Origin of the sequence: Flavobacterium sp. SLB02 (assembly GCF_009664855.1) — a bacterium.
Classification (GTDB): Bacteria; Bacteroidota; Bacteroidia; order Flavobacteriales; family Flavobacteriaceae; genus Flavobacterium.
Genome location: NZ_CP045928.1, coordinates 6,311,707 through 6,337,433, shown reverse-complemented (window position 1 = coordinate 6,337,433; position 25,727 = coordinate 6,311,707). Strand labels below are relative to the sequence as shown.

25 protein-coding genes are annotated in these 25,727 nt (G+C 33.6%); 15 read left to right on the top strand and 10 right to left on the bottom strand.

Going from position 1 to position 25,727, the window contains the following annotated elements; translation table 11 throughout:
* The first annotated feature begins 1,381 nt into the window (after positions 1-1,381).
* The 11 genes from thrS to GIY83_RS24645 all read left to right on the top strand — a co-directional run bounded on the left by thrS (position 1,382) and on the right by GIY83_RS24645 (position 11,505).
* Positions 1,382-3,328, top strand: coding sequence for a threonine--tRNA ligase (gene thrS / locus GIY83_RS24695; RefSeq protein ID WP_173972430.1), 1,947 nt, complete (start codon positions 1,382-1,384; stop codon positions 3,326-3,328).
* Positions 3,329-3,404: 76 nt separating this feature from the next.
* Positions 3,405-3,902, top strand: coding sequence for a translation initiation factor IF-3 (gene infC, locus GIY83_RS24690; protein ID WP_218019148.1), 498 nt, complete (start codon positions 3,405-3,407; stop codon positions 3,900-3,902).
* Between the two features lie 121 nt (positions 3,903-4,023).
* On the top strand, positions 4,024-4,221 hold the full coding sequence (rpmI, locus tag GIY83_RS24685; protein WP_022827375.1) for a 50S ribosomal protein L35: 198 nt from the start codon (positions 4,024-4,026) through the stop codon (positions 4,219-4,221).
* A gap of 101 nt (positions 4,222-4,322) precedes the next feature.
* Positions 4,323-4,667, top strand: coding sequence for a 50S ribosomal protein L20 (rplT, locus tag GIY83_RS24680; protein WP_041515545.1), 345 nt, complete (start codon positions 4,323-4,325; stop codon positions 4,665-4,667).
* Positions 4,668-4,814: 147 nt separating this feature from the next.
* A complete protein-coding gene (locus tag GIY83_RS24675) occupies positions 4,815-5,387 on the top strand; it encodes a Crp/Fnr family transcriptional regulator (protein WP_208683960.1) in 573 nt (190 codons plus the stop codon).
* 78 nt (positions 5,388-5,465) lie between these two features.
* Positions 5,466-5,900: a carboxymuconolactone decarboxylase family protein gene (locus GIY83_RS24670; protein WP_208683958.1), complete on the top strand. Its 435-nt coding sequence runs from the start codon at positions 5,466-5,468 to the stop codon at positions 5,898-5,900.
* A gap of 416 nt (positions 5,901-6,316) precedes the next feature.
* Positions 6,317-7,792 (top strand): tetratricopeptide repeat-containing sensor histidine kinase, encoded by a 1,476-nt coding sequence (locus GIY83_RS24665; RefSeq protein WP_229029175.1) that lies wholly within the window; start codon positions 6,317-6,319, stop codon positions 7,790-7,792.
* The gene (locus tag GIY83_RS24660; RefSeq protein ID WP_208683956.1) at positions 7,789-9,564 is read left to right on the top strand and encodes a tetratricopeptide repeat-containing sensor histidine kinase; all 1,776 of its coding nucleotides are present in this window, start codon (positions 7,789-7,791) and stop codon (positions 9,562-9,564) included. Before GIY83_RS24665 ends, GIY83_RS24660 begins: the two co-directional genes overlap by 4 nt.
* A 10-nt stretch (positions 9,565-9,574) precedes the next feature.
* On the top strand, positions 9,575-10,243 hold the full coding sequence (locus GIY83_RS24655; protein ID WP_194620261.1) for a response regulator transcription factor: 669 nt from the start codon (positions 9,575-9,577) through the stop codon (positions 10,241-10,243).
* Positions 10,244-10,324: 81 nt separating this feature from the next.
* Positions 10,325-10,579 carry a hypothetical protein gene (locus GIY83_RS24650; RefSeq protein ID WP_194620262.1) on the top strand — a complete coding sequence of 85 codons (255 nt, stop codon included), beginning with the start codon at positions 10,325-10,327 and terminating at the stop codon, positions 10,577-10,579.
* A gap of 122 nt (positions 10,580-10,701) precedes the next feature.
* Positions 10,702-11,505 (top strand): endonuclease/exonuclease/phosphatase family protein, encoded by an 804-nt coding sequence (locus GIY83_RS24645; protein ID WP_208683954.1) that lies wholly within the window; start codon positions 10,702-10,704, stop codon positions 11,503-11,505.
* Here GIY83_RS24645 and GIY83_RS24640 read toward each other — a convergent pair whose 3' ends face one another.
* The 10 genes from GIY83_RS24640 to tgt all read right to left on the bottom strand — a co-directional run bounded on the left by GIY83_RS24640 (position 11,506) and on the right by tgt (position 21,745).
* Positions 11,506-12,765, bottom strand: coding sequence for an asparagine synthetase B (locus tag GIY83_RS24640; RefSeq protein WP_194620264.1), 1,260 nt, complete (start codon positions 12,763-12,765; stop codon positions 11,506-11,508).
* A gap of 346 nt (positions 12,766-13,111) precedes the next feature.
* Complete coding sequence (locus GIY83_RS24635; RefSeq protein WP_194620265.1) at positions 13,112-13,777, bottom strand: response regulator transcription factor; 666 nt, start codon at positions 13,775-13,777, stop codon at positions 13,112-13,114.
* Positions 13,778-13,888: 111 nt separating this feature from the next.
* Entirely contained in the window at positions 13,889-14,680 is a 792-nt protein-coding gene (locus tag GIY83_RS24630) for a sensor histidine kinase (RefSeq protein WP_194620266.1), read from the bottom strand.
* A complete protein-coding gene (locus tag GIY83_RS24625) occupies positions 14,677-15,309 on the bottom strand; it encodes a hypothetical protein (RefSeq protein WP_194620267.1) in 633 nt (210 codons plus the stop codon). The genes GIY83_RS24630 and GIY83_RS24625 overlap by 4 nt, the downstream gene beginning before the upstream one ends.
* Positions 15,309-15,686, bottom strand: coding sequence for a hypothetical protein (locus tag GIY83_RS24620; RefSeq protein ID WP_194620269.1), 378 nt, complete (start codon positions 15,684-15,686; stop codon positions 15,309-15,311). Before GIY83_RS24620 ends, GIY83_RS24625 begins: the two co-directional genes overlap by 1 nt.
* 134 nt (positions 15,687-15,820) lie before the next feature.
* Positions 15,821-17,365 carry a replicative DNA helicase gene (dnaB, locus tag GIY83_RS24615; RefSeq protein ID WP_208683952.1) on the bottom strand — a complete coding sequence of 515 codons (1,545 nt, stop codon included), beginning with the start codon at positions 17,363-17,365 and terminating at the stop codon, positions 15,821-15,823.
* Between the two features lie 140 nt (positions 17,366-17,505).
* On the bottom strand, positions 17,506-18,459 hold the full coding sequence (locus tag GIY83_RS24610; RefSeq protein ID WP_194620272.1) for an acetyl-CoA carboxylase carboxyltransferase subunit alpha: 954 nt from the start codon (positions 18,457-18,459) through the stop codon (positions 17,506-17,508).
* Positions 18,460-18,571: 112 nt separating this feature from the next.
* Positions 18,572-19,459: a DMT family transporter gene (locus GIY83_RS24605; protein ID WP_194620274.1), complete on the bottom strand. Its 888-nt coding sequence runs from the start codon at positions 19,457-19,459 to the stop codon at positions 18,572-18,574.
* Complete coding sequence (locus GIY83_RS24600; protein WP_194620277.1) at positions 19,446-20,534, bottom strand: LptF/LptG family permease; 1,089 nt, start codon at positions 20,532-20,534, stop codon at positions 19,446-19,448. The genes GIY83_RS24605 and GIY83_RS24600 overlap by 14 nt, the downstream gene beginning before the upstream one ends.
* Positions 20,535-20,614: 80 nt before the next feature.
* Positions 20,615-21,745, bottom strand: coding sequence for a tRNA guanosine(34) transglycosylase Tgt (gene tgt, locus GIY83_RS24595; protein WP_194620279.1), 1,131 nt, complete (start codon positions 21,743-21,745; stop codon positions 20,615-20,617).
* A 343-nt stretch (positions 21,746-22,088) separates the two neighbouring features.
* Between tgt and GIY83_RS24590 the strand changes: the two genes are divergently transcribed.
* The 4 genes from GIY83_RS24590 (at position 22,089) to GIY83_RS24575 (ending at position 25,632) form a co-directional block, all read left to right on the top strand.
* The gene (locus GIY83_RS24590) at positions 22,089-22,949 is read left to right on the top strand and encodes a polysaccharide deacetylase family protein (RefSeq protein WP_208683950.1); all 861 of its coding nucleotides are present in this window, start codon (positions 22,089-22,091) and stop codon (positions 22,947-22,949) included.
* Between the two features lie 167 nt (positions 22,950-23,116).
* Positions 23,117-23,440, top strand: a complete 324-nt coding sequence (locus tag GIY83_RS24585; protein ID WP_194620283.1) for a hypothetical protein — start codon at positions 23,117-23,119, stop codon at positions 23,438-23,440.
* A 313-nt stretch (positions 23,441-23,753) separates the two neighbouring features.
* Positions 23,754-24,605: a transketolase gene (locus tag GIY83_RS24580; protein ID WP_194620285.1), complete on the top strand. Its 852-nt coding sequence runs from the start codon at positions 23,754-23,756 to the stop codon at positions 24,603-24,605.
* Positions 24,606-24,678: 73 nt separating this feature from the next.
* Positions 24,679-25,632, top strand: coding sequence for a transketolase family protein (locus GIY83_RS24575; protein WP_065451154.1), 954 nt, complete (start codon positions 24,679-24,681; stop codon positions 25,630-25,632).
* Positions 25,633-25,727 lie beyond the last annotated feature (95 nt).

Genomic DNA, 25,727 nt, shown 5'->3' with positions numbered 1-25,727 from the left:
CGCGTTACGCACCCGTGCGCCGGTCTCTATCTCCGAAGAAATATACCCCTCGACTTGCATGTGTTAAGCCTGCCGCTAGCGTTCATCCTGAGCCAGGATCAAACTCTTCATCGTATATTGTTGATCTTAAATAAATCAAGATCGTATTGTTATTCGAATCAGTCTCTATCGGTTATTCTTTAATCTCTCGATTATCTTACTCTTTATTCTTTTGCTCTAACATCTCTGTTAAAGCGGCTGTCAATTCAATATGTCTACGAACGTGTTTCTTTTTTATATCGCTTGTCTCTCAAAGCGGGTGCAAAAGTAGAAAATTTATTTTAACCGGCAAGTAAATTTTGAAGTTTTTTTTTGAAAATTTTTATTTTCGTTTTCCTCTCATTTCCTAACCAATCTATCAATGAACTTTCCGTGTTTTGCGGGGTGCAAATGTAACATCTGTTTTCAAATCTCACAAGCTTTTTGAAATCTTTTTTTTGAAAATAAATTTTCTCCTTGATCCCGTATGCTTGTCAGTATTTCAGTGAACGTCTATCGCTGTTGCGGGTGCAAAAGTAGTCTCTTTATTTACATTCACAAGCTTTTTCCTTATATAATTTCAATGTTTTTCGAAACTTTCTCTTAACACTCTGATAACACAAAACTTAGAACTTTGCCTTTTTATGATTTCTAGGAATTTTCTTAATTGATATGCGTTTTCCCTAATGTAAGCATTAAAAGAACTGCTGCTTTTATGGAGTTCGCAGGCTAAGACGCCCCTTTTTGTATTACTTTATAATAGTATTTAATTATTAAGTCATATTAGTATGGACTCGTTTTACTGGATTTTGACTGGTTTCATCTGGTTTGACCACGAAGGCACTAAGACACGAAGCTTTCTTTTGCCTTACTACTCAATAAAACACTAAGGTTTTACTTGTATATACATGTACTTATATATACACCCCCTTAATTCTTATAAATACTACTTCCCCGACAGTAGTTGAAATCCTTTTGTGGCTGGGGTTCAGCACAAAAGATTGGAACAGATAGCAGGAAATAGCTCCTAAACCAAAATCAAATTACAAATCTTAAATTCCAAATTCCAAACTGAATTCATAGTAAACTCAACAGGCCTCAAAAACCTGTCGGGTTTCGTGGACCGAGAATTACTCTTATATATTCATAGTAGCACCTTCTCCTTATATAGATACAAAAATAAACCCGACAGGTTTCAGAAACCCAATGATTGAATTTACTGAGGTACCTTATATACAGTACAAAGAAATACCACTGGAGATAATTATTAAACATACTCTTATATATTATGGTATAAACATGTATATATGTATTGTATGTATTTCTGTAATGCGTTATATTTGCATTCACAAAATTATAAACAATGATTAAGATTACTTTACCCGACGGGTCAATTAGAGAGTTTGCTTCAGGTGTAACTCCGATGGAGGTTGCTAAGAGCATTAGTGAAGGATTTGCTAGAAACGTGATTTCTGCTTCTTTTAATGGTACAACAATAGAAACCGAAACTCCATTGACGACCGACGGTAGTCTTATTTTATATACATGGAATGATGCAGAAGGAAAAAAAGCTTTCTGGCATTCGACTTCACACGTAATGGCGCAAGCGCTTGAGGAATTGTTTCCTGGAATTAAACTGACCCTTGGACCTGCAATTTCAAACGGTTTCTATTATGATGTGGATTTTGAAGATCAAAAGATCACTGATGCTGATTTTAAAAAGATCGAAGACCGTGTTCTTGAAATCTCAAGAGGAAAACATGAATTTAAAATGCGCCCGGTTAGTAAAGCGGATGCTTTAGAACTATATAAAGATAACGTTTACAAGACTGAATTGATTTCGAATCTTGAAGACGGAACTATTACTTTTTGTGATCATGCTACTTTTACTGATTTATGTAGAGGTGGACATATCCCGAATACTGGTATCATCAAGGCTTTTAAAATTATGAGTGTTGCGGGTGCTTACTGGAGAGGTGATGAGAAAAACAAACAGCTGACTCGTGTTTACGGAACTTCTTTCCCGAAACAAAAGGACCTGACTGAATATCTTGAACTTCTTGAGGAGGCTAAACGTCGTGATCACCGTAAATTAGGTAAGGAACTTGAATTGTTTGCTTTTTCTCAGAAAGTTGGTCAAGGTTTACCTTTATGGTTACCTAAAGGTGCAGCTCTTAGAGATCGTTTGGAGCAGTTTTTAAAGAAAGCTCAAAAGAAAGCTGGATATGAGCAAGTGGTTACCCCACATATTGGTCAAAAAGAACTTTATGTTACCTCTGGTCACTATGCGAAATATGGTGCTGATAGTTTTCAGCCTATTCACACTCCTGCTGAAGGCGAAGAGTTTTTATTGAAACCTATGAACTGCCCTCACCACTGTGAGATTTATAACGTAAGACCTTGGTCGTACAAAGATTTACCTAAGCGTTATGCTGAATTTGGCACTGTATACAGATATGAGCAATCTGGTGAATTGCACGGTTTAACTCGTGTGAGAGGGTTTACTCAGGATGATGCGCATATTTTTTGTACTCCGGAGCAGTTAGACGAGGAATTTAAAAAAGTAATTGACCTTGTACTTTACGTATTTGGCTCGTTAGGCTTTGAAAACTTTACTGCTCAAATTTCGTTGAGAGATCAGGAAAACAGAGATAAATATATAGGGTCTGATGAAAATTGGGAGAAAGCTGAGAATGCGATTATCAATGCCGCAGCAGATAAAGGACTGAATACTGTAGTAGAATATGGCGAGGCTGCTTTTTATGGCCCTAAGCTTGACTTTATGGTTAAGGATGCTTTAGGAAGACAATGGCAATTGGGTACTATTCAGGTTGATTACAACCTTCCTGAACGTTTTGAATTGACCTATAAAGGAGCTGATAATGAATTACATCGCCCGGTTATGATTCACAGAGCTCCTTTTGGATCTATGGAACGCTTCATAGCAATTTTACTGGAACATACAGCAGGAAATTTCCCACTTTGGTTAATGCCGGAACAGGCTATAATCTTGTCTTTGAGCGAGAAATACGAAATATATGCTAAAAAAGTTTTAGATTTGCTAGAAAATCACGAAATTCGCGCCCTAATTGACAACCGAAGCGAAACTATTGGTAAGAAAATTAGAGATGCTGAAATGCAAAAAATACCGTTTATGCTTATTGTAGGTGAGGAAGAGGAGAAAAACGGAACTATTTCGATCCGTCGTCACGGGCAAGAAGGAAAAGGGAATATTACAGTTACAATTGATGAATTTGTCGCTATTGTAAACGAAGAAATAAAAAAGACATTAAAAGTTTTTACAGTTTAACTTAAATTATAAAGTCATAGCAATAAGAAGCAACAGAGGTTACCAACCTCGAGTAGAAAAAAAAGATGCACACAGAATAAATAACCTTATTCGTGGTGTACAAGAAGTAAGACTAGTAGGCGAGAACATCGAACCAGGTGTGTTTAAGCTTGCAGAAGCTTTACGTTTAGCGGATCAGTTCGAATTGGATTTGGTTGAAATTTCGCCAAATGCTGAGCCGCCGGTTTGTAAAATAATGGATTACAAGAAATTTGTTTACGAACAAAAGAAACGTGATAAGGTATTAAAAGCTAAGTCAACGCAAGTTGTAGTAAAAGAAATTAGATTTGGTCCTCAGACGGATGAGCATGATTACGAATTTAAAAGAAAAAATGCTGAGAAGTTCCTAAAAGAAGGTGCTAAACTAAAAGCATTTGTTTTCTTTAAAGGACGTTCTATTATCTATAAAGATCAAGGACAAATTTTATTACTTCGTTTGGCTACAGACTTAGAGGAGTATGGCAAAGTGGAAGCTATGCCCGTTTTGGAAGGAAAGAGAATGATTATGTTCATTGCTCCTAAAAAGAAAAAATAAATTATTTGCTCTAAGCAATAAGCTTTAAGCAAATAGTTGATGTAAACTTTTGCCTAAAGCTTAAAGCTTAAAGTTTTTGAAAAATATAAGTAAGTAAGAATAAATTAAAACACTAGGAAAAATGCCTAAAATGAAAACAAAATCTAGCGCCAAGAAACGTTTCAAAGTTACTGGTTCTGGAAAGATTAAAAGAAAGCATGCTTTTAAAAGTCACATCTTGACTAAAAAATCTAAAAAACGTAAATTAGCTTTGACTCACTCAGCGCTAGTTCACAAAACAGATATGAAAAGCATTAAACAACAATTAAGAATTATCTAATAATTCTTTAGGTTAAAAAATTATTTATATAACCTTGGAGTATGGCTTTTAAGTTCCTTTGATTTAATTCAGGACGCCTGCTACAAAAACACATTAAAATTATGCCAAGAGCAGTAAATTCAGTTGCTAAAAGAGCAAGAAGAAAAAAAATAATGAAGCAAGCCAAAGGTTTCTTTGGTAGACGTAAAAACGTTTGGACAGTTGCTAAGAATGCAGTAGAGAAAGCAATGTGCTACGCTTACCGCGATAGAAAACAAAACAAAAGAAATTTCCGTGCATTATGGATTCAACGTATCAACGCTGGAGCTAGATTGGAAGGAATGTCTTATTCTCAATTCATGGGTAAAGTAAAAGCTAACGGAATCGAATTGAACCGTAAAGTTCTTGCAGATTTAGCAATGAATCACCCTGAAGCTTTCAAAGCAATACTTAACAAAGTAAAATAAACGTTTTATAAACTCAATTTAGATTACTTACTTATCATAGAAAAACCATTCGTTAACACGAGTGGTTTTTTGCTTTTAGGATCATTTGGAAATTCTCGTTTTAAGAATTAAATTTTAAAATTACATTTGTATACAATCATACACATTATGCAAAAGGCACTTTTACAACATATTGAAAAGATAGTACAGTTAGACTCTGAAGAAATCAACATTCTGGATTCTTGCTTAAGTGTAGCTTCCATTAAGAAGAAAGAACTTGTATTAGAAGAAGGCCAGATTTGTAACATGCTTTACTTTATTATTAAAGGCTGTATGAGACAATATATCATCAATGATAAAGGAATTGAACAAACGCTTCAATTTGGTATTGAGAATTGGTGGATTACGGATTACCTGAGTTATCATAATCATATTCCGTCTCATTTTTATATACAGGCCGTAGAGAAATCAGAGGTAATTGCTATAGAAAAATCAACTTTAGAATCCATTCTGTTTCAGATTCCAAAACTGGAACGTTACTTTAGAATTGTTGCACAAAAATCTTTTGGTGCAGCACAAATGCGAATCAAGTTTTTATTTACCATGTCGGCAGAAGAAAGGTATCATCATTTTAATGGTTTACATCCTGAATTTGTTCAACGGGTTCCGCAATACATGCTTGCCTCCTATCTCGATTTCTCGGCAGAATTTATGAGTAAAATCAGAGCTAGTAAAATCTAGATTCATTTCTTGAAGTACTTCAAGTTTTTTAAAACAGTTTTCCCTGACCTTTGTATCAAACTTTAAAAAACAAGTAAAATGAAACCAAGAATTGTTATCCCTACAGTTGCTCCTGAAGCGTATGAAGCTTTAATGAATTTAGAAAAATACAATGCAACTACCTCAGTTACTCCTATACAAAAAGAGCTAATTAAAATTCGTGCCTCGCAAATAAACGGTTGTGCATTTTGCCTTAACATGCACACTGCAGATGCCAGAAAATATGGTGAAACTGAAAAACGTATTTATCTGATAAGCGCCTGGCGTGAAGCAGACGTTTTTACCCAAGAAGAGCAGGCAATATTGGCTTTAACCGAACAAATTACGATGATTAGTAATCATGTTTCTGATGAAGTTTATCAGAATGCTGCGCGCTTATTTGAGGACAAATATCTAGCTGAAATCATATTGCTTATCATCACAATTAACTCCTGGAACAGGCTTGCAATCGCAACAGGAATGAGAGCAATTTAATTTCAGGAATACAAATTCTGTATTATATATGGGCAATACTTTAGAATAATGATGTATTGCCCTTATAATGCTGAATATCAAAGCAAAAACAAAACTTGAAATAAAAAGAAAATACCGTATTTCTACTCTTTTTTAAAAACTAAAATTCTTTACTTTTGGCGCATGATACCACAGAGATAATGCGCAGCTTTCTATATATAATTTTCACTTTTCTAGTTTTTTTTTCCTGCCAACAGAAAAGCAACAAAACCCTAAAACAAAAAAATACAAAACCACAAATTGACCAACTAATTAAAGTTGCCAATAGCTTTTATAATAGTAATGATTTTGACAGTGCTTTTTATTACCACAACAAAGTAAAAATTATTTGTCGCCCTGTAACTGATGGTGAAAATTATGTAAGCACTTTAAATAAAATGGCCGACATTCAGCAGATTCACGGTGATTATGCCGGAAGCGAATCTACAGCTAGTGAAGCATTACCTTATTTAAAACATATAAAAAACCCGCAATATGCATGGAATACCTATGTCATTTTAAGTATTAATTATTTAAACACATACGACTATAAAAATGCAATATTATACAATCAAAAAGCTTTACAGTTACAAACAGATACATGGCGAAATCTAGCAGCGAAAAACAACATCGCAGTTATTTTGATTGAAGAAGAAAAATACAAGGCGTCCCTTGAAATTTTTCTTTCTTTAAGTATAAAAGAAGAAGTAATACGTAATGATTTGTTTTATGCTAAAGTATTAGACAACATTGGCTTTTGCTATTTTAAAACAAATGAATTTGAAAAGGCAATTTATTATTTGAACAAAAGCCTTAAAATAAGACAAAAGGAAAATAAACCTTTTGATTTAGGCAAAAGCTATCTTCATTTGGCCAAATTCTATCAAAGAATGAACTCTTCTCTGGCAAAAAAATACATGCTATTAAGTTATGATCAGTTTACTATTGTAAATAATGCTGACGAAAGGTTATCTTCCTTAAAACTAATAATCCAAAATACTTCCGGCTCAGAACTAAAAAAATACTCGACTAAGTATGTTGATCTCGTTGACAGTATTTTTGAAGTGAGACAGAAAGTTAAAAATCAGTTCGCACGTGTAAAATACGATTCTAAAAGAGAGAAAGAGGAAAATTTACGACTTAAAACTAATACGGTTGAAAATGAGCTACAACTGGAAAGACAAAAAAACCGAAATATAATTTCATATATTATTATCGTTATTAGCTTGAGTTTAATAATAGTATTGTATCTATATCTGACTTCGAGAGGAAAGAAAGAAAAAATTGAAGCGACTTACAATAGCGAAACCCGAATTGCCAAAAAACTACATGATGAACTTGCCAACGATATTTACCATACTATGGCATTTGTTGAAAATAAAAACCTGGCGATAACCGAAAACAGGGAGCAATTACTAAATAATCTTGATGTTATTTACTCCAGAACCAGAGATATATCAAAAGGAAAATGCTCTATCATTACTGATGAAAATTTTGTTCTGACTCTAAAAGAAATGATTTCAGGTTTTAATACTACAAACGCTAGTATTATTTTAAACGATTTAGAGACAATCTCGTGGAATAGTCTTGACATAACTAAGAAAACAACTGTTTACAGAATACTGCAGGAGTTACTTGTAAACATGAAAAAACACAGTGATGCCACCTTAGTAGAAATCAATTTTAAAAAAACAGAAAAAAATATTATTGTAAATTATCGTGATAATGGAAAAGGTGCTGATCTAACAAAATTATCTTTTAAAAACGGACTTCATAATGTCGAGAACAGAATTCATTCAATAAAAGGGACGATCGAAATAGATTCAGATCCCGGAAAAGGTTTTAAAGTCTTTCTAAAAATTCCATTATTATGATAAAAAAGATTTTAAAATCAATCCCGAACAAAACCGTTTTAAAGTATTTTTTGGCCATTCTTATTTTTTTAATAATAGGATGTGTGATCTATTTATTAAAATCTCCAAAAAATGAGCCTTGTACTAAAGCAAAATACAGTAAAACTGACATAAGAAAAATTCTTAACAAAGCAGATATTTTATTCGATTCATATCGATTAGATAGCTCTTATTATTATTTTAACAAAGCACAATTGTTTTGCAATACCAATACAGATTACATAGATTATGTTTATGCTCTTACCTGCATGGCAGCGATTGAACAAATTCAGGGCGACTTTGTTGCGAGCGAAATATCATTGACAAAAACACTTCCGTATTTAAAAAAAATAAAAAAGCCAAGGTTTGCTGCAAATGTTTATGAGCAGTTTGGCGCCAATTATTATTACACATACGATTACAACAACTCTCTTTTATATTACAGAAAGGCATTACATCTCAAAACGAGTACTTATAGAAAAGTTGTAGTTCTTAATAGTATTTCTCAAATATATATAAAACAAAAAAAGATAAAGCTCGCTGAAAATATATTAACGTCATTATCAAAAATTAAAGTAATATACAACGATGACAAATATACAAATGATCATGAACTTGCCAGAATATTTGATGACCTTGGACTTTGTTATCAAGAACAGGGAAAACCGGAAGCTCTTGAGTGGTACAAAAAAAGTCTGGCCATACAGTTAAAACTAAAAGATACTTATTCCCTTTTATACATCTATCTTCATATTGCTGAATTTTTTCAACTCAGTAAACCTCTGGAAGCGCAACTTTATGCGAAAAAGGCATATTATCTTTCTAACGAATTAAATGACGCGCCTAATAAACTTCAGAGTTTAAAATTGCTAACTAAAACCAGTCAGGAAGATAATCTAAAAAAATATTCCCAACAATTTATTCAGCTTTCTGATAGTATCGAGAAAGTAAGGATGACTGCTAAAAATCAATTTGCCAGAGTTAAATACTATTCTAAAAAAGACAAAAGTGAAAACCTGCAGTACAAAGCAGAAAAAGCAAAAAATGAGCTACAGTTAGAAAGGCAAAAAAACCGTAATATTATTTCGTACATCATCCTCTTTTTTACCACCATCTTCAGTTTATTTCTTTATTGTTACTTAACCATTAAAGGAAAAAAAGAAAAAAATGATGCAATACTTAAAAGTGAGATGCGAATTTCGAATAAACTGCGCGCTGAACTGGCTCATGATGTTTACGAGACATTGACATTTGCAGACAATATTGATCTGACAAAAGAAGATAATAAAGAAACAATACTGAATAATCTTGATACTATTTATGCCCGAACAAGAAATATTTCTAAAGAAAATAGCGCTATTGCTACCGGAAAAAATTATTCAAGCGCTCTAAAAGAAATGATTTCAGAATTTAAAACTCCTGAACTGAATATCTTATTAAATGGTTTTGATTTGATTTTATGGGACTGTATCGAAAAAAATAAAAAAATAGTTCTTTACAGAATTTTACAAGAATTATTTGTCAACATGAAAAAACACAGTCAGGCAACCTTAGTGAGCATTAATTTTAAAATTACTGACAAAACCATGACGATAATTTATAACGACAACGGGATTGGAACGAAAAATAGTACACCAAATTTAAAAAATGGATTGCAAAATGTGGAAAACCGTATTAAAACTATAAATGGAAATATTATTTTTGACAACAATTCAGAAAAAGGATTTAGATTAAGTTTCACCTTTCCTTTGTAAACACCATTATATGTTCAAAAAAGTTTTAGTTGCCGAAGATTTAGACAGTATAAGCATAGCCGTTATTCAGGTACTTGAAGATTTACAAGTTCAAACCATTGATCATGTCAAATATTGTGATGATGGTTTATTAAAAATAAAAAAAGCATTGCTTGAAAACGAGCCTTATGATCTACTCATAAGCGATTTATCTTTTAAGTCTGATCACCGTAATATCACTCTTTCGAGCGGGGAAGAGCTTATTGAGGCAGCGAATGAAGTGCAGCCTAAATTAAAAAAAATAGTGTTTTCTATTGAGGATAAGTCGTATCGTATAAAATCTCTTTTTTACGATTTAAGTATTAATGCCTATGTTTCAAAAGGAAGAAACAGTATTATCGAATTAAGAAAAGCGATTGAAGGTACTTTTAGAAACGAGGAAAAAATTCTTTCTTCAGATTTATCTTTTAGTTTTAATGATAAGGCGCTGATTGAAATTGAATCTTATGATATTTCTATTTTAAAACTTTTGGCTAAAGGTTATATACTGGAAAATATCTCGAGTGAGTTTAAAGCTTCATCAATAACTCCAAACGGAACCAGCAGTATTGAGAAACGCATCAATAAATTGAAAATATACTTTAAAGCGAACAATAACGTCCACCTAATTGCGATTGCAAAAGATTTTGGCCTAGTGTAAATTTTATAAGGTTTTTACGGAATCCCGTAAGGAAATAACTTTTTATAGATTTAAGTTTGTGTAGAATTTATTAACCACCTAATGAAAACTAAATATAAAAGTAATTCAGGGAAGAGTTTGCAACAAATGTTCATCTCAAAAATTAATACTACTCAAAATAAAATCGTTATGAAAACCATGCTACTTTGTCTTTTTCTATCATTAAGTTTTGCATTTGTTTCTGAAAAAACAGGATGGCTTGAAATAGACTGGAAAATTATTTTCATACCCGCTCTTCTTGTTTTGCAAATCATCATCATAGGGACTGCTTTAAAAAACAGGTATAAAAAAGAATAATCTACATTTTCTACACAATATACTCCTTAAGATGAACGAAATCTATACAAACCTATTTCATCTAAAGTAAAACAGCGCGTCTAAAAATTTTAAATTCTTATATTTGAATTTTTACTTACAGCATGAAATATATTTTAAGTTTTGTTCTTTTATTTTTTACCGTCCTCACCTTTTCACAAACTAAACTTCTGTCCTGGAATTTAGAAAACTTTGGAAAATCTAAATCTGAATCTGAATTAAACTTTATAGCCAATACTATCTTTGAGTATGATATTGTAGCTATTCAGGAAGTTGTTGCAGGATACGGTGGTGCACAAGCTGTAGCTAAACTTGCCATGTTGCTAAACGAAAAAGGTACAAAGTGGGATTATTCTATCAGTGATCCAACAAGCAGCAGCAGTTATAAAAAGGAACGTTATGCTTTTCTTTGGAAAACCAGTAAAATAAAACTAAAAGGAAATACCTGGTTAGAAAAAAAGTACCATCTTGAAATTGACAGGGAACCTTATTTTGCGACTTTCGAAATAAATAAAAAGGCCGTAACGCTGGTTAGTTTTCATGCTATTACTAAAAGCAGGCAACCAGAAACTGAAATTAAATACTTTAAATTTCTTCCTGGTGAATACCCTACTCTCAATTTAGTGTTTTTAGGTGATTTTAACTCTCCTCAATCCCACACGGTATTTACTCCTTTAAAAAAAATGGGGTACTCTCCTATTTTACAAAATCAAAAAACGACATTAAAGCAGCAATGCCAAAACAATATCTGCCTGGCCTCTGAATTTGATAATATGTTTTACAAAACAGGTTCTTTAGAATTTACTAATTCCGGTATAATTCCGTTTTATAAAAACTTCAATTCATTAAAAGAAGCCCGAAGAATATCAGATCATATTCCTATTTGGTTCGAATTTTATGTGAAGTAATTATGTTTTTAATTTTTTCTTTCTTGCAGCAGGAAATAAAACATTATTCAGGATCAAACGATATCCCGGAGAATTTGGGTGTAAATCTAAGACTGTAGGAGGATCTCCAACCTGATGCTGGAAATCTTCAGGGTCATGGCCTCCAAAAAAAGTAAACATTCCTTTTCCTTTTTCACCATGAATATATCGTGACTCGCCATTAAGTTCGCAGGTTCCCATTATTAAAACATTCGATTTTATTAATGCGGTATCAAATGATGTTGTTTGGCCCATAAATCCTTTTACTAATTGTGTATGATTCTGGCATAACATACTTGGAATTGGATCCCATTTAGCAGAAAATTCCATTAAAGTAAAATAATCTTTTTCCATCGGAATCCTACGCCTAGAGGTCATATCAATATCTGAAAACTCATATACCTCTGGTTTTCTTTCTAATGTAAAGTCTTTAAAAGCAAATGAATTTCCGTAATTTAATTTTGACTGGTAATTGGATTCACTTGCATCACCATCAAACATTGCTTCGCAAATGTCAACACCATCAGCCGAAAGTGCAATATCGAAACTGTCTGTTGCAGAACACATCGCAAACATAAAACCTCCACCAATAACGAAATCCCGGATTTTTTTTGCAACCGCTCCTTTTTCTTGTGATACTTTACCATAACCTAATTTTACAGCTAGAGCCTCGGCATCTCTTTTTTGATCTATATACCAGGGTGTATTTTTATATGCGGCATAAAATTTACCATATTGTCCTGTAAAATCTTCATGGTGTAAGTGCAACCAATCGTAAAGCAGCAATTGATCAGTTAAAACTTCTTCATCATAAATAGGTGTAAAAGGAATTTCGGCATACGTTAAAACTAATGTTACAGCATCATCCCAAGGTTGTTTTCCTTTTGGGGTATAAACAGCAATTTTAGGCGCTTTTTCGAGAATAACCGATTCCATATTTTGTGACGGACTTGAGATATCGTTTAAAATCGAAGCTTCTTCTGTATCCGAAAGTACCTCAAAGCTTACTCCGCGAATCTTGCATTCTTTACGAATTTCGTCAGTATCAGGCAACAAAAACGAGCCTCCACGATAATTAAGCAACCAACTTGCCTTATAATCTTTACTTAAACACCAGTATGTTATTCCGTAAGCTTTTAAATGGTTTTGTTGTGTAGTTTCATCCATCGGAATTAAGATAAACGAAGCTTTTGCTGTTAATGAAAGTAGAAATATGAAAATATAAACTAAGCTCTTATTCATTAGAAAATTATTTTAGTAAAGATATAAAGTAAGCATTTAAAAATACAACAGATATGCCGGTTTTATACTTTTTTTAATGTTAAATAAGAGTTTATGAGAAATGATTTAGAAGCGCATTTTTGTCAAAATCAGGTAAAAACACCTATTTCATAAAAGCATATTATAATTACATTTGCTGTCCCGAGTCATCAAACTAATCAATGAAAAACCAAGAACCATGAAGTTTAATGATAGTAATAACCAACCAAAGGGACTAAATGTAATGCAAAAAATAGCTTTATGTGTACTTGTCTTAACGATAATTTTATACTACGTACTTTCGATTCAATTTTTGACAAGCTAAATTTTAAATTGATAAAACTGCAATTTCGTTTTGAATCGCATACACCACTAATCCTGCAATATTTCTGGACTCCGTTTTTAGTAATAAATTATTACGATGTCCCTCTACGGTTCGCGGGCTTAAATAAAGATGCTCAGCAATTTCTGTGGTCGTTTTTTGCAGGCAAATAAGCTGAAGAATTTCTATTTCGCGAGGAGAAAGAAAACTAGTTTCTAAATTTCCTTTTGAATTTTTAGTCGAAATAATTGTTTCCTGGATTGTTTTGAGAACATTCTCACTATAATAAAAGCCCTTTTTTGAAACTTGATTTATGGTGTGAATTAAATCTTTTGGCGTTGTATTTTTAATTAAGTAAGCAACAGCACCAACCTGAATCATATTTGCGATAAACGATTTTGTATCATAACTCGTTAAAGCAATTATTTTAATTTCGGGAAATGATTTACGGATTATTTTGGTGGCTTCAACGCCATTAAGGACAGGCATTTTCAAATCCATCATAATAATATCCGGTTTGATTATGCTGTCATTTAAGTTAGACAGAAGTTCTTCTCCGTTTGATGCTTCAAAAATAATATCGATATTATCTTCTCTTTGCAATAAAAAAGATATTCCTTTACGGAATAAAACTTCATCATCTACTAAAGCAATTTTAATAGCGGCACTCATTTTTATTTGATTTTGGTCGTTTGGTTCGTCGAAATTACAAAATATCAAACGAAAACAGCCTCAGAATCTTAACATATTAAACAAAAAGCGTGTTTGTTTATCGATTTTAACTTAAAAAGTGAAAATTACGGCGATACCTTTACCCATCTCAGAGTCAATTTCTAAGGTTCCGTTTAAAAAAGAAACCCTGCTATCGATATTTTTCATTCCTAATCCTTTTTGATTTTCAGCATTTTTACTGTCAAATCCAACTCCGTTATCTTTATAATGGCAGGTATTAATTCCGTTTTGATTCTCAAAATTGATCCAAATCTGACTTGATTTGCCATGATTTAATGAATTGTTCATTAATTCCTGCAAAATCCTAAAAACATGTAAATGACGGTCAATCTCTTTTTCATCGAAATCAATTTCATTTTCATAAGTTACTTTTACAGATTTACTGCTTTCGAATTCCTCGCATAATTCCTGAATACCGGCATTAAGTCCAAATTTCTCAAAAACCGGAGGCAATAAATTATGGGCAATTTTTCTGGAATTCTCTAAAGCTTTTGCCGTTAGATTAATAATATTATCAGTAATCTCTTTGGTCTCGGCTTCGGTTAAATTTGGAGCAGAAAGTAAATGGGTATTTAATGAAACAATATTAAGTTTAGAACTAATATCATCATGTAAATCCTGAGCAATTCGTTTTCGCTCTTCTTCCTGCGTAACAATCACAGCATGTAATTGTTCTTTTTGATATTGTAATATCAAATCTCTTTTTTCTAATTCCTTTTGAATTATTTTTTTTCTTGAAAAATAGAAAAACACCACTAAAAAAACAGCAACCACCATCAAGAAACAGGACGTATATAAAATAATCGCCACTATTTCTTTTTCGTAATCAAGATTTGTACTCATAACTCAGCATTCTTTTTTGAAAAACTCTTTATCCATTCAAATAAAATAAAAAAGTAATAAACGATAAATAAAAAAGCATTTAATCTCCAGCTAAGATATTTAACATCATTACTTAACCCTACAGTCAGATTACCAACTAAGAATAAAACCGTACTTCCAAACATATATCCAATAATACCTATTGTAAGATAGTAATATTGTTTATTTTCTGTAATCATATTGTAAAAATGAATTAAAGCAAAAACAACCGTTAATAAAGAACTGACAGTAATTTGAAATAAATCAAACTTAAATTGCAGACCGGGATTATAAACAAGTCTTGCCAGTAAGATTAATAATGTAAAACCTAAAGCTATCAGAACAAATTTTTTTTGAACTTTATACTTGTACAATGACCTGTAGAACAATCCCAACAAGACCATCTGACCAATAAAGAAAAAATTCATCAGCAGTAAATTTTTCATTTTTAAATGATACAGAACTTCCATTCCAAATTGTACTAAGAATGAAAATACTAAATAAAGCAATAAAAAAACATTAGCTTTTTCCTTTCGGAAAAAGCTAAATGAATATAAACCTACAGTGACTGCTAAAAGTAAGTAGCCACAATATATTAAAAAATCATCCATTACACAAGCGGACTAGTCGGGTCTCCATAAGGTGGACACGGACGAGTTGCATCATAAACAACTGATTCTGCATTTTCAACTGCTCCATCTCCAGAGAAGAACACATCTCTATAAATTCCTTTTTCATCTAATTTTGTTCCCACAAAAACTAAAACCTGCTCGCCTGCAGCATTAATAGCTTTATAAGCACGAACAGCATCAATTGGATTCGCCAATACTGATTTTAAAGTTGCTAACGGAATAAGGTAAGCCCCTGTTTTCTTGCCCAACTCATCTTGTTCAGCACTTGCTTTGCGATAGTTTGCGGTCCAGGTTTCAGCAACAGACAAGCTTACTTCTACACTACCTAATTTTTCGAAATTTTCTTCTTGTGACATAATCTAAATTTGTTTTTGGTTATTAATTAATATACAATTCTTGGAATCAATTGTTTAGCTAAACTACTCAATTTTATCAAAAAAGTTAACATTTAAGCATAAAAAAAGCCTCAAAAAGAGGCTTAATTATATTATTAAAACGGAACATCGCTATCGTCATCGTCATCATTTAAGTTACTGCCAAACGCTTCATTAGGCGATGGTAAATTTTTAGTGATAAACGGATTATCTTCATGATTCATTTTTGATGGTAAATCATCATAACTACCAGAGAAATCATCAAGGTTATCAAACTTACCAAGGTGTCCAATAAATTTTAATCGAATGTTTTCGATACCACCATTACGGTGCTTCGCGATCATGATTTCTGCCTGACCTGTAGTTGGCGATGCTTCATCATCATCCCATTCTTCAATTTTGTAATATTCAGGACGGTATAAAAACGAAACAATATCAGCATCCTGCTCAATTGCCCCAGATTCACGAAGATCCGATAGCAACGGACGTTTACTGGAACCACGCGTCTCTACCGCACGCGATAACTGAGATAGTGCAATTACCGGAACGTTTAGCTCTTTTGCCAGGGCTTTTAAGTTTCGGGAAATTGTAGAAATCTCCTGCTCACGATTTCCTCCTCCTTTATTATTTCCTCCGGCAGTCATCAACTGCAAATAATCAATGATTATAATCTTGATACCATGCTGTGAAACCAAACGACGACATTTTGCTCTTAAATCGAAAATAGAAAGTGACGGCGTATCATCAATAAACAAAGGGGCTTTTTCTAAGTTTTTTACTTTGGTACTCAACATTTCCCATTCGTGGGGTTCTAGTTTACCGGTACGTAATTTCTCTGATGACAATCCTGTCTCTGAGGAAATTAACCTCGTGATCAACTGAACCGAAGCCATCTCAAGAGAGAACAAAGCTACACCATGCCCGTACTGAATAGCAATATTTCTTGCCATCGAAAGTACAAAGGCCGTTTTTCCCATCGCAGGTCTCGCCGCGATAATAATTAAATCGCTGGGCTGCCATCCTGAAGTCAGTTTATCAAGATTATGAAAACCAGTTTCAACACCACTTAAACCTTCTTGTTTTGCAATTTCTTCAATCTTCTTTTTAGCCTGAAGGACTAAACTCTGAGCAGTTTCAGAACTACGCTTGATATTTCCTTGTGTTACTTCATATAATTTTGATTCGGCCTGATCAAGCAAATCAAATACATCGGCAGTTTCATCATAAGATGCTTCGATAATTTCAGTCGAAATACGAATCAAACTTCTTTGAATAAATTTTTGAAGAATAATACGTGAGTGAAATTCGATATGCGCCGAAGAGGCAATTTTTTGCGTAAGCTGAATTAAATAAAAATCTCCTCCAGCCAATTCTAATTTTCCATTTTTCTTCAACTGAGTCGAAACCGTCAACAAATCGATTGGCTGTGTTTCTGTAAAAAGCTGAACGATTGCTTCAAAAATATATTTGTGCGCCTCTTTGTAAAAAGCATCTCCTTGCAAAATATCAATTACATCATCAACTCCTTTTTTATCAATCATCATCGCCCCAAGCACAGCTTCTTCTAAATCAAGAACTTGCGGAGGGAGTTTCCCTTTTTCCAAACTAATAACTGAGGGTTTATTTACCTTTGCAGGGTTTGCATTTTTGAAATTTTCCATATAGCGAAAGTAGCAAAATTTAAAAAAAAATTGCTATCGAGTTATAACTATTAATTGTTTATAAATAAGATGATTTTGTTCATAACCAAAAAAAAATCCGAAACTGTAAGGCTTCGGATTTTAAATCGTTTTACATGAATTTACTCTTTATACTCGCCCATATTACTGTATTTGTCCATTCTTTGGGCAATTAAGTCGGCTGTTGATAAGTCTTTTAATTCATTATATCCTTTAGTGATGTATTCTGCTACTGTTTTGAAAGTAGTTTCGCGATCGTAATGCGCTCCACCCAGCGGTTCTGGTATTACATCATCAACTAATTTTTGTTTTTTCATGTCAGATGAAGTCAATTTTAAAGCATCTGCAGCACGTTCTTTGTACTCCCAGCTTTTCCATAAAATAGACGAACATGATTCTGGCGAAATTACCGAGTACCATGTGTTTTCTAACATGTATACTTTATCACCAACACCTATTCCTAAAGCTCCTCCAGAAGCACCTTCACCAACGATAATGGTGATAATTGGCACTTGTAAACGAACCATTTCGAAAATGTTTCTGGCAATAGCTTCTCCTTGTCCTCTTTCTTCGGCTTCAAGACCTGGATATGCACCCGGAGTATCTACTAAAGTTAAAACCGGAATTCCGAATTTCTCTGCCATTTTCATCAAACGCAAAGCTTTACGGTATCCTTCAGGATTTGCCATACCAAAATTACGGTACTGACGTGTTTTTGTATTAAAACCTTTTTGCTGACCCACGATCATAAACGACTGACCGTTTATTTTTCCTAGTCCGCCCACCATCGCTTTATCATCTTTAAAATTTCTGTCTCCGTGAAGTTCTAAAAATGTATCTCCGCAAATTGCTCTGATATAGTCTAAAGTGTAAGGTCTGTTAGGATGCCTTGATAGCTGAACTCGTTGCCAAGCCGTAAGGTTTTTGTATATTTCTTTCTTAGTTTGTTCTAATTTTTTGTTGATTTCCTTGCAGGTTGGTGTTACATCAACATCAGATTCTTTTCCAATTATAACACACTTTTCTAACTGTTCTTCAAGTTCTTTTATTGGAAGCTCAAAATCTAAATATTCCATGGATTTTTGAATTTTGTTTTTAAATCGAACCGCAAATATAAAAATATTATATCATTGGTGTGATTAAATCGTATTTAAAATGTAAAAATGTAATTTAAAAATAAGGAAATTATTACACTTCCTTCTTATTTTTATAATGTTTAAAAACGCCATTTAAGATAACCGTAATTACAATTATCAGCGCGCCAATATAAAATTCTGCACTCATTTTTTCTTTTCCTCCCAAAATAAAATACGCCAGAATAATTCCGTAAACAGGCTCTAAGTTAGTCGTTAACATTACCGTATAAGGCGTTAATTTCTGCATCACTTTTACAGATGCCGTAAAGGCATACGCAGTACAAACCGATGCTAAAACCAATAGCAGAATCCAGTTATTTAGTGACATGGTAAAGAAATCTGCATTGAATTTTCCTTGTATCAAAAAATAAATCGAAATAAAAAAAACTCCCGCTCCAAACTCATAAAACGTGATTACCGAAGGTTCATGGTCAGAAATTAACTTACCATTCATTAAGGTAAATAAAACCCCTAAAATGATCGAGGCCAAAGCGTAATACATTCCTTCCAGGTATTTTACTTCTACCCGCATGATTAATGCTAAACCTGCTATAATAATTAACCCGAAGAAAACTTCATAAAATAAAATTTTTCTTCCATAAAAAAGCGGTTCAAGCAAGGAGGCAAAAAAAGCACCTAACGAAAATATCGAAAGTGTTATCGACACATTCGAAACATGAATCGCCTTGAAAAAGAAAATCCAGTGCATTGCAATTAGCAATCCAACAAAAATTAATTTAGCAAAAGATGTAGCCGAAATCACGAAAGATTGTTTCTTATATACAATAAAACCAGCCAGAAAAATCCCGGCAAGAAGCATTCTAAACCATACTAAATTTTCAGCATCAATCGTGATCAAAGCGCCAAGAACAGCCGTGAAACCCCAGATAAAAACAATTAAATGAAGATTTAAATAACTTTTTAAATTATCGTTTCGCATTACGTAATAGGTATACTGCCAAAATTCCGAAAACCATATTCGGGAACCAGACAGCAAATAAAGGTGAGAAAGTAGATTTTTCGGCAAGAGTACCGAATATTTTATCAAAAAATACGAATGAAAATGCAATTGCAATACCTATGGCAAGATTCGTTCCCATACCACCACGGCGTTTCATAGACGAAACCGCTACGGCAATAATGGTAAGGATAAAAGCAGAAACCGGTACGCTGTATTTTTTGTAAAGTACTACCAGATAAGTGTTGATATTTCCTGAACCTCTTTTGCGTTCCTTCTCGATAAAATCAATCAGCTTACCTAGCGGAAGCGTCTCTGCAATATAAACTACCGGAGTTAAATCAGCCAGTTCAAATTTGAAAGCCACATTCTTCTCAGGTACTTTTTCTATTTTATCATTAAGTTCACCAAGAGTTCTTTTGGTATAATCATACAGAATGTAGATTTTCTTTTTAGGATCCCATTTAATACGACTTGCAGTAATTTTATACGTTAACTGCTCTTTTTCGAAATGTTCCAATGTAAAATTAAAAGCCGTTTTAGACTCCTCATTAAAACTATTTACAAAAATAAAATCGTTGTCATTAATCTGTCTGTATACGTTGGTATTTTCCCCCCGCATCAGCTGTTTTCCGTTTCCTTTCAGATACGTATACCTAAAATTATTAAAACCTTCACTGGCAGCCGGAACGATGAAAAACCCCATTAAAAGCACAAAAACCGAAACAATCGAAGCGCCAATAATATAAGGTCGTAAAAAACGGGTAAACGAAATTCCCGAACTTAAAATCGCAATAATTTCAGTATTATTGGCCAATTTCGAGGTAAACCAAATCACCGATAAAAACAAAAATATCGGAAACAAGGAGTTCGCAAAATAAATCGTAAAATTGTAATAATAGACCGCGATTGCTGTAAACGGAATCTTGTTCTCCAGCATTTTATTCACCTTTTCAGAGACGTCAATTACAATCCCAATCGGAATAAATAATAAGATCATCACCGAGAAAGTGGCTAAATATCTTTTTAAAATATACTTATCTATTATCGTCAGCATATATTGTTTTGTTTGTTTTGTTTCAGGTTTCAGGTTCTACTCAGAACTTGAAACGTAAAACCTGAAACTTGAAGCTTTTTTTAAAGTCTTTGACTCATGTTTTTAACCATCATTTCTTTCCATGGTCTAAAATCTCCTGCTAAGATATGTTTTCTGGCTTCACGAACCAACCACATATAGAAACCAAGATTATGAATCGTAGCAATTTGTTTTCCTAAATATTCGTTGGCTGCAAATAAGTGACGTAAATATGCTTTTGTATATTCAGTATCTACAAAAGTATGCCCCATCTCGTCGATTGGTGAAAAATCAGCTTCCCACTTTTTGTTTTTAATATTGATTGTTCCGTTTGCCGTAAACAACATACCGTTTCTGGCATTACGAGTTGGCATAACACAATCAAACATATCAATACCTAACGCAATATTTTCTAAAATATTAATTGGAGTTCCTACTCCCATTAAATAACGAGGTTTATCTTCCGGTAAAATTTCGCAAACCACTTCGGTCATGGCATACATTTCCTCAGCAGGTTCCCCTACTGATAAACCGCCAATAGCATTTCCTTGTTGTCCTGCATTGGCAATATATTCAGCAGATTGCTGACGTAAATCTTTATAAGTACTTCCCTGAACAATAGGGAAAAAAGTTTGCTCGTATCCGTATTTATAAGGCACTTTATCCAAATGGCTGATACAACGATCCAACCAACGGTGTGTCATATGCATAGAGCGCTGCGCGTATCTGTAATCGCAAGGATAAGGTGTACATTCATCAAAAGCCATAATAATATCAGCCCCAATCGTACGCTGAATTTCCATTACACTTTCAGGTGAAAAAAAGTGGTATGAACCATCAATATGCGATTTAAACTTTACTCCTTCTTCCTTAATTTTCCTGTTATTCGAAAGAGAATACACCTGATATCCACCAGAATCCGTCAAAATATTACGATCCCAATTCATAAATTTGTGCAATCCTCCCGCTTTTTCAAGAATTTCTGTCTGCGGACGTAAATATAAATGGTATGTGTTTCCCAGGATAATATCCGGATTAATATCTTCTTTTAGCTCACGCTGGTGTACCCCTTTTACAGATGCAACCGTTCCAACAGGCATAAAAATAGGCGTTTCGATTACGCCGTGATCTGTAGTAATGCTTCCCGCTCTCGCTTTAGATTGCGGATCTTTTTTCAATAAATCAAACTTCATCTGTTTCTTTTTTCAGTCGGCAAAGATAGGCTAATTTCAGGAAAATTTAATCAATTAGATAATTTGTCAATTAGAAAATGAGATAATGATTTTCATCAACCTAAAACTTTGGTTTTTTGAGTTTGGATTTAGAATTTAGAATTTATTTTCCCGATAGCGTTTCCGCCGCGGCGGATCGGGCTATCCGCTACAAGTCCTCGCACTTCCTTAGTCAGGCTGTGGGCTTTTCACTTCTATCGCTAACGCAAAAAAAAGACGTGACAGTTTCATCAGAAATTTTTAAATTTGAATACAATCAAAAAAAAATCTGCAAAATCTGCTTGCAAAAAACAAAAAGAAAAAAATGAACTTAGCCCAAAAACTAGGATATCCTCAAGACACAAAACTCTTAATCATTCATGCCGACGATGCCGGATTATCACATTCAGAAAATCAGGCCACTATAAAAGCACTCCAAAACGGATCCGTAAACTCTTATAGTATAATGGTTCCTTGCCCATGGTTTTATGAAATGGCAGCATTTGCCAAAAACAATCCCAATTATGATTGTGGCATTCATTTAACACTGACTTGCGAATGGGAAAATTATAAATTCGGACCAATTCTTCCAGTGGCAGAAGTTTCGAGTTTAACAGATCAAAACGGATATTTTTATAAAACCCGAAAAGATTTCAAAAACAATGCAAAACCAGAAGAAGTCAAAAAAGAACTTACGGCACAAATAGAAAGAGCATTACAATTCGGCATACAGCCTACCCATCTCGATTCGCATATGTGCAGCGTGGGAGTAACTCCGCAAATTTTAGAAATCTATAAAGAACTCGGAAAAACCTATGGTTTACCCGTTTTCATTAACAAAGAATTTGTAGAATCTATTAGTTTATCCGATGAAAAATATAATTATGAAAATACCCTTGTCTCCGACAATCTTTTAATAGGCTATTTTAATGATTTCGAAAAAGGAGAACTCAAATCTTCTTATGCAAAAGCTTTAGATAATGTTGAGCCTGGCTTCAATGTCTTTTTGCTTCATCCCGCTTTTGATGATAGTGAAATGCAAGGCATTACCATAAATCATCCAAATTTTGGATCAGCCTGGCGTCAAATTGACTTTGATTTTTTTACCAGCCAAGAATGCAAATCAAAACTAAAAGAAAACAACATTCAATTAATTACCTGGAGAGATATTCGCGGAATTAGATAATTTGTTAATTAGAAAATGAGATAATAATTCTGATAACCTGAAACAAACTCTGGAATTTTTAATTCAAACAGAAGAATGTGAATACTACAACATTCTGATTCAAAAACTATAACACTACTAAATCATTGATTTCTTAACTTTATAAAACACTTTAAAAATTAGAAACCATGATAAATTCAGAAGAAAAAAAATCTCCAGATCTAGATCAAATTAAAGATGATCAAATCGAGAAAAATCTGGAAAATTTAGATTATCCGGCAAACGAAGACATTTATAATCAGGAAGAAAAACTGGAAGACATCGATCCTGAAGGAATTTCAGGCGAAAGAACAGTCATTCAAAACGATAACAATGACAATGAATGGAAACAAAATAGTGACAAACTCGGAAACGATTTAGATATTCCAGGCTCAGAACTTGACGATGAGCAGGAAGAAATTGGCTCAGAAGACGAAGAAAACAATTTTTATAGCGAAGGCGACACTGAATAACCCTTTTTGCCACAGATTAAAAGATTAACCTGGTTTTTAAATCACCTTAATCTTTTAATCTGTGGCAAACTTTTTTTATTATAGAATATACTTTTTGCGACAGCTCACACACATTAGCATCCATTTTTTTTAAATCAATTGAATCATTTTTATCTATTACAACCTTTTTTTCTCTTAAGAAGATTTCCTTTTTTTTCTAAATCAATAAAAAAAGGGCTAAAATTTAACAATTACAGCAAACTAAAGCTAAAAATCATTTGTCAGCCCGCAAAATAAAAATTACTTTTGCACCAGTTTAACTTTTACACATAAAATGAAGCCTAACACACAACAATTAAGCGATTTAACTATCCAAGTAAGAAGAGATATTCTTCGAATGGTACATGCTGTCAACTCAGGTCACCCAGGTGGTTCACTAGGTTGTACTGAATTTTTGGTAACACTGTACCAAAACATTATGGAGCGTAAAGAAGGTTTTGATATGGACGGAATTGGAGAAGATATTTTCTTCCTTTCAAATGGTCATATTTCTCCTGTATTTTATAGCGTATTAGCACGTAGCGGTTATTTCCCTGTTTCAGAACTTGCAACTTTCAGATTATTAAACTCACGTTTACAAGGGCACCCAACAACTCACGAAGGATTGCCTGGAGTTCGTATGGCTTCTGGTTCATTAGGACAAGGTTTATCTGTAGCTCTTGGTGCTGCTCAGGCAAAAAAATTAAATGGTGACAATCACTTAATCTATACTTTACACGGAGACGGTGAATTACAAGAAGGTCAAAACTGGGAAGCGATCATGTATGCTTCTGCTAAAAAAGTAGACAACCTTATTGCAACTGTTGACGTTAACGGAAAACAAATTGATGGTACAACTGACGAAGTTTTGGCCATGGGAAGTATCCGTGCAAAATTTGAAGCTTTTGACTGGGACGTTCTTGAAATTAAAGAAGGAAACAACATCGATGCTATCATTGCAGGTTTAACTGATGCAAAATCAAGAACAGGAAAAGGAAAACCAGTTTGTATTTTACTATATACTGAAATGGGTAACGGAGTTGATTTTATGATGCATACTCATGCATGGCACGGTAAAGCACCAAACAATGACCAATTGGAAAGTGCTTTGGCTCAAAACTATTCTGCAGATCAAATCGATTATTAAAAAAAGCTTTAAGCTTTAAGCAATAAGCTTTATGCCTATTGCCTACAGCCTATTGCGTACAGCAAAAAACAAAATGAAAAAATATACAAATACAGGAAGTAAAGATACTCGTTCAGGTTTTGGAGCGGGAATGACTGAACTAGGTCAAAAAAACGAAAAAGTAGTAGCACTTTGTGCTGATTTAATTGGTTCATTAAAATTTGATGATTTCAAGAAAAATCACCCGGAGCGTTTTTTCCAGATTGGTATCGCAGAAGCTAACATGATTGGTATCGCTGCAGGTTTAACAATTGGAGGAAAAATTCCTTTTACAGGAACTTTCGCTAACTTCTCTACAGGAAGAGTTTACGATCAAATTCGTCAATCTGTTGCTTATTCTGATAAAAATGTAAAAATCTGTGCTTCTCACGCTGGTTTAACACTTGGTGAAGATGGAGCAACTCACCAAATCCTTGAAGATATCGGATTAATGAAAATGTTGCCTGGAATGACCGTAATCAATACTTGTGATTACAACCAAACTAAAGCTGCTACATTAGCATTAGCAGATCATCATGGTCCTGCTTATTTACGTTTTGGCCGTCCGGTTGTGCCTAACTTTATGCCAGCTGACGAACCTTTCGTAATTGGAAAAGCAATTTTATTAAACGAAGGAACTGATGTAACAATCGTTGCAACAGGACACTTAGTTTGGGAAGCTCTTATTGCTGCTGAAGCTCTTGAAGCAAAAGGAATTTCTGCCGAAGTAATCAACATTCACACTATTAAACCTCTTGACGAAGAAGCGATTCTAAAATCATTGGCTAAAACGAAATGTGTGGTAACTGCAGAAGAGCACAACATTCTTGGAGGTCTTGGAGAAAGTGTTTCAAGAGTACTGGCTTTAAACAATCCAGCTCCACAAGAGTTTGTTGCTGTAAACGATAGTTTTGGTGAATCTGGAACTCCGGAGCAATTAATGGAAAAATACAAATTGAATAACCAGGCGATTGTTGAAGCTGTAGAAAGAGTGATCAAAAGAAAATAATTTTTAGATTTTCTTACTTTATATCAAAAACCCCGAAATCACTTTCGGGGTTTTTAGTTTGTACTAACAATAAATAGTAGTACAAGGAAAGATCA

Bases quoted from the DNA above. Each gene is read 5' to 3' on its own strand.
- GIY83_RS24675 (WP_208683960.1), top strand. From the start codon at position 4,815: ATGCAAAAGGCACTTTTACAACATATTGAAAAGATAGTACAGTTAGAC.
- rpmI (WP_022827375.1), top strand. From the start codon at position 4,024: ATGCCTAAAATGAAAACAAAATCTAGCGCCAAGAAACGTTTCAAAGTT.
- GIY83_RS24650 (WP_194620262.1), top strand. From the start codon at position 10,325: ATGAAAACTAAATATAAAAGTAATTCAGGGAAGAGTTTGCAACAAATG.
- GIY83_RS24670 (WP_208683958.1), top strand. From the start codon at position 5,466: ATGAAACCAAGAATTGTTATCCCTACAGTTGCTCCTGAAGCGTATGAA.
- GIY83_RS24665 (WP_229029175.1), top strand. From the start codon at position 6,317: ATGGCCGACATTCAGCAGATTCACGGTGATTATGCCGGAAGCGAATCT.
- GIY83_RS24600 (WP_194620277.1), bottom strand. From the start codon at position 20,534: ATGCTGACGATAATAGATAAGTATATTTTAAAAAGATATTTAGCCACT.
- GIY83_RS24585 (WP_194620283.1), top strand. From the start codon at position 23,117: ATGATAAATTCAGAAGAAAAAAAATCTCCAGATCTAGATCAAATTAAA.
- GIY83_RS24620 (WP_194620269.1), bottom strand. From the start codon at position 15,686: ATGTCACAAGAAGAAAATTTCGAAAAATTAGGTAGTGTAGAAGTAAGC.
- GIY83_RS24630 (WP_194620266.1), bottom strand. From the start codon at position 14,680: ATGAGTACAAATCTTGATTACGAAAAAGAAATAGTGGCGATTATTTTA.
- GIY83_RS24605 (WP_194620274.1), bottom strand. From the start codon at position 19,459: ATGCGAAACGATAATTTAAAAAGTTATTTAAATCTTCATTTAATTGTT.
- rplT (WP_041515545.1), top strand. From the start codon at position 4,323: ATGCCAAGAGCAGTAAATTCAGTTGCTAAAAGAGCAAGAAGAAAAAAA.
- thrS (WP_173972430.1), top strand. From the start codon at position 1,382: ATGATTAAGATTACTTTACCCGACGGGTCAATTAGAGAGTTTGCTTCA.
- GIY83_RS24625 (WP_194620267.1), bottom strand. From the start codon at position 15,309: ATGGATGATTTTTTAATATATTGTGGCTACTTACTTTTAGCAGTCACT.
- GIY83_RS24580 (WP_194620285.1), top strand. From the start codon at position 23,754: ATGAAGCCTAACACACAACAATTAAGCGATTTAACTATCCAAGTAAGA.
- GIY83_RS24635 (WP_194620265.1), bottom strand. From the start codon at position 13,777: ATGAGTGCCGCTATTAAAATTGCTTTAGTAGATGATGAAGTTTTATTC.
- GIY83_RS24575 (WP_065451154.1), top strand. From the start codon at position 24,679: ATGAAAAAATATACAAATACAGGAAGTAAAGATACTCGTTCAGGTTTT.
- GIY83_RS24590 (WP_208683950.1), top strand. From the start codon at position 22,089: ATGAACTTAGCCCAAAAACTAGGATATCCTCAAGACACAAAACTCTTA.
- tgt (WP_194620279.1), bottom strand. From the start codon at position 21,745: ATGAAGTTTGATTTATTGAAAAAAGATCCGCAATCTAAAGCGAGAGCG.
- GIY83_RS24610 (WP_194620272.1), bottom strand. From the start codon at position 18,459: ATGGAATATTTAGATTTTGAGCTTCCAATAAAAGAACTTGAAGAACAG.
- GIY83_RS24655 (WP_194620261.1), top strand. From the start codon at position 9,575: ATGTTCAAAAAAGTTTTAGTTGCCGAAGATTTAGACAGTATAAGCATA.
- dnaB (WP_208683952.1), bottom strand. From the start codon at position 17,365: ATGGAAAATTTCAAAAATGCAAACCCTGCAAAGGTAAATAAACCCTCA.
- GIY83_RS24640 (WP_194620264.1), bottom strand. From the start codon at position 12,765: ATGAATAAGAGCTTAGTTTATATTTTCATATTTCTACTTTCATTAACA.
- GIY83_RS24660 (WP_208683956.1), top strand. From the start codon at position 7,789: ATGATAAAAAAGATTTTAAAATCAATCCCGAACAAAACCGTTTTAAAG.
- GIY83_RS24645 (WP_208683954.1), top strand. From the start codon at position 10,702: ATGAAATATATTTTAAGTTTTGTTCTTTTATTTTTTACCGTCCTCACC.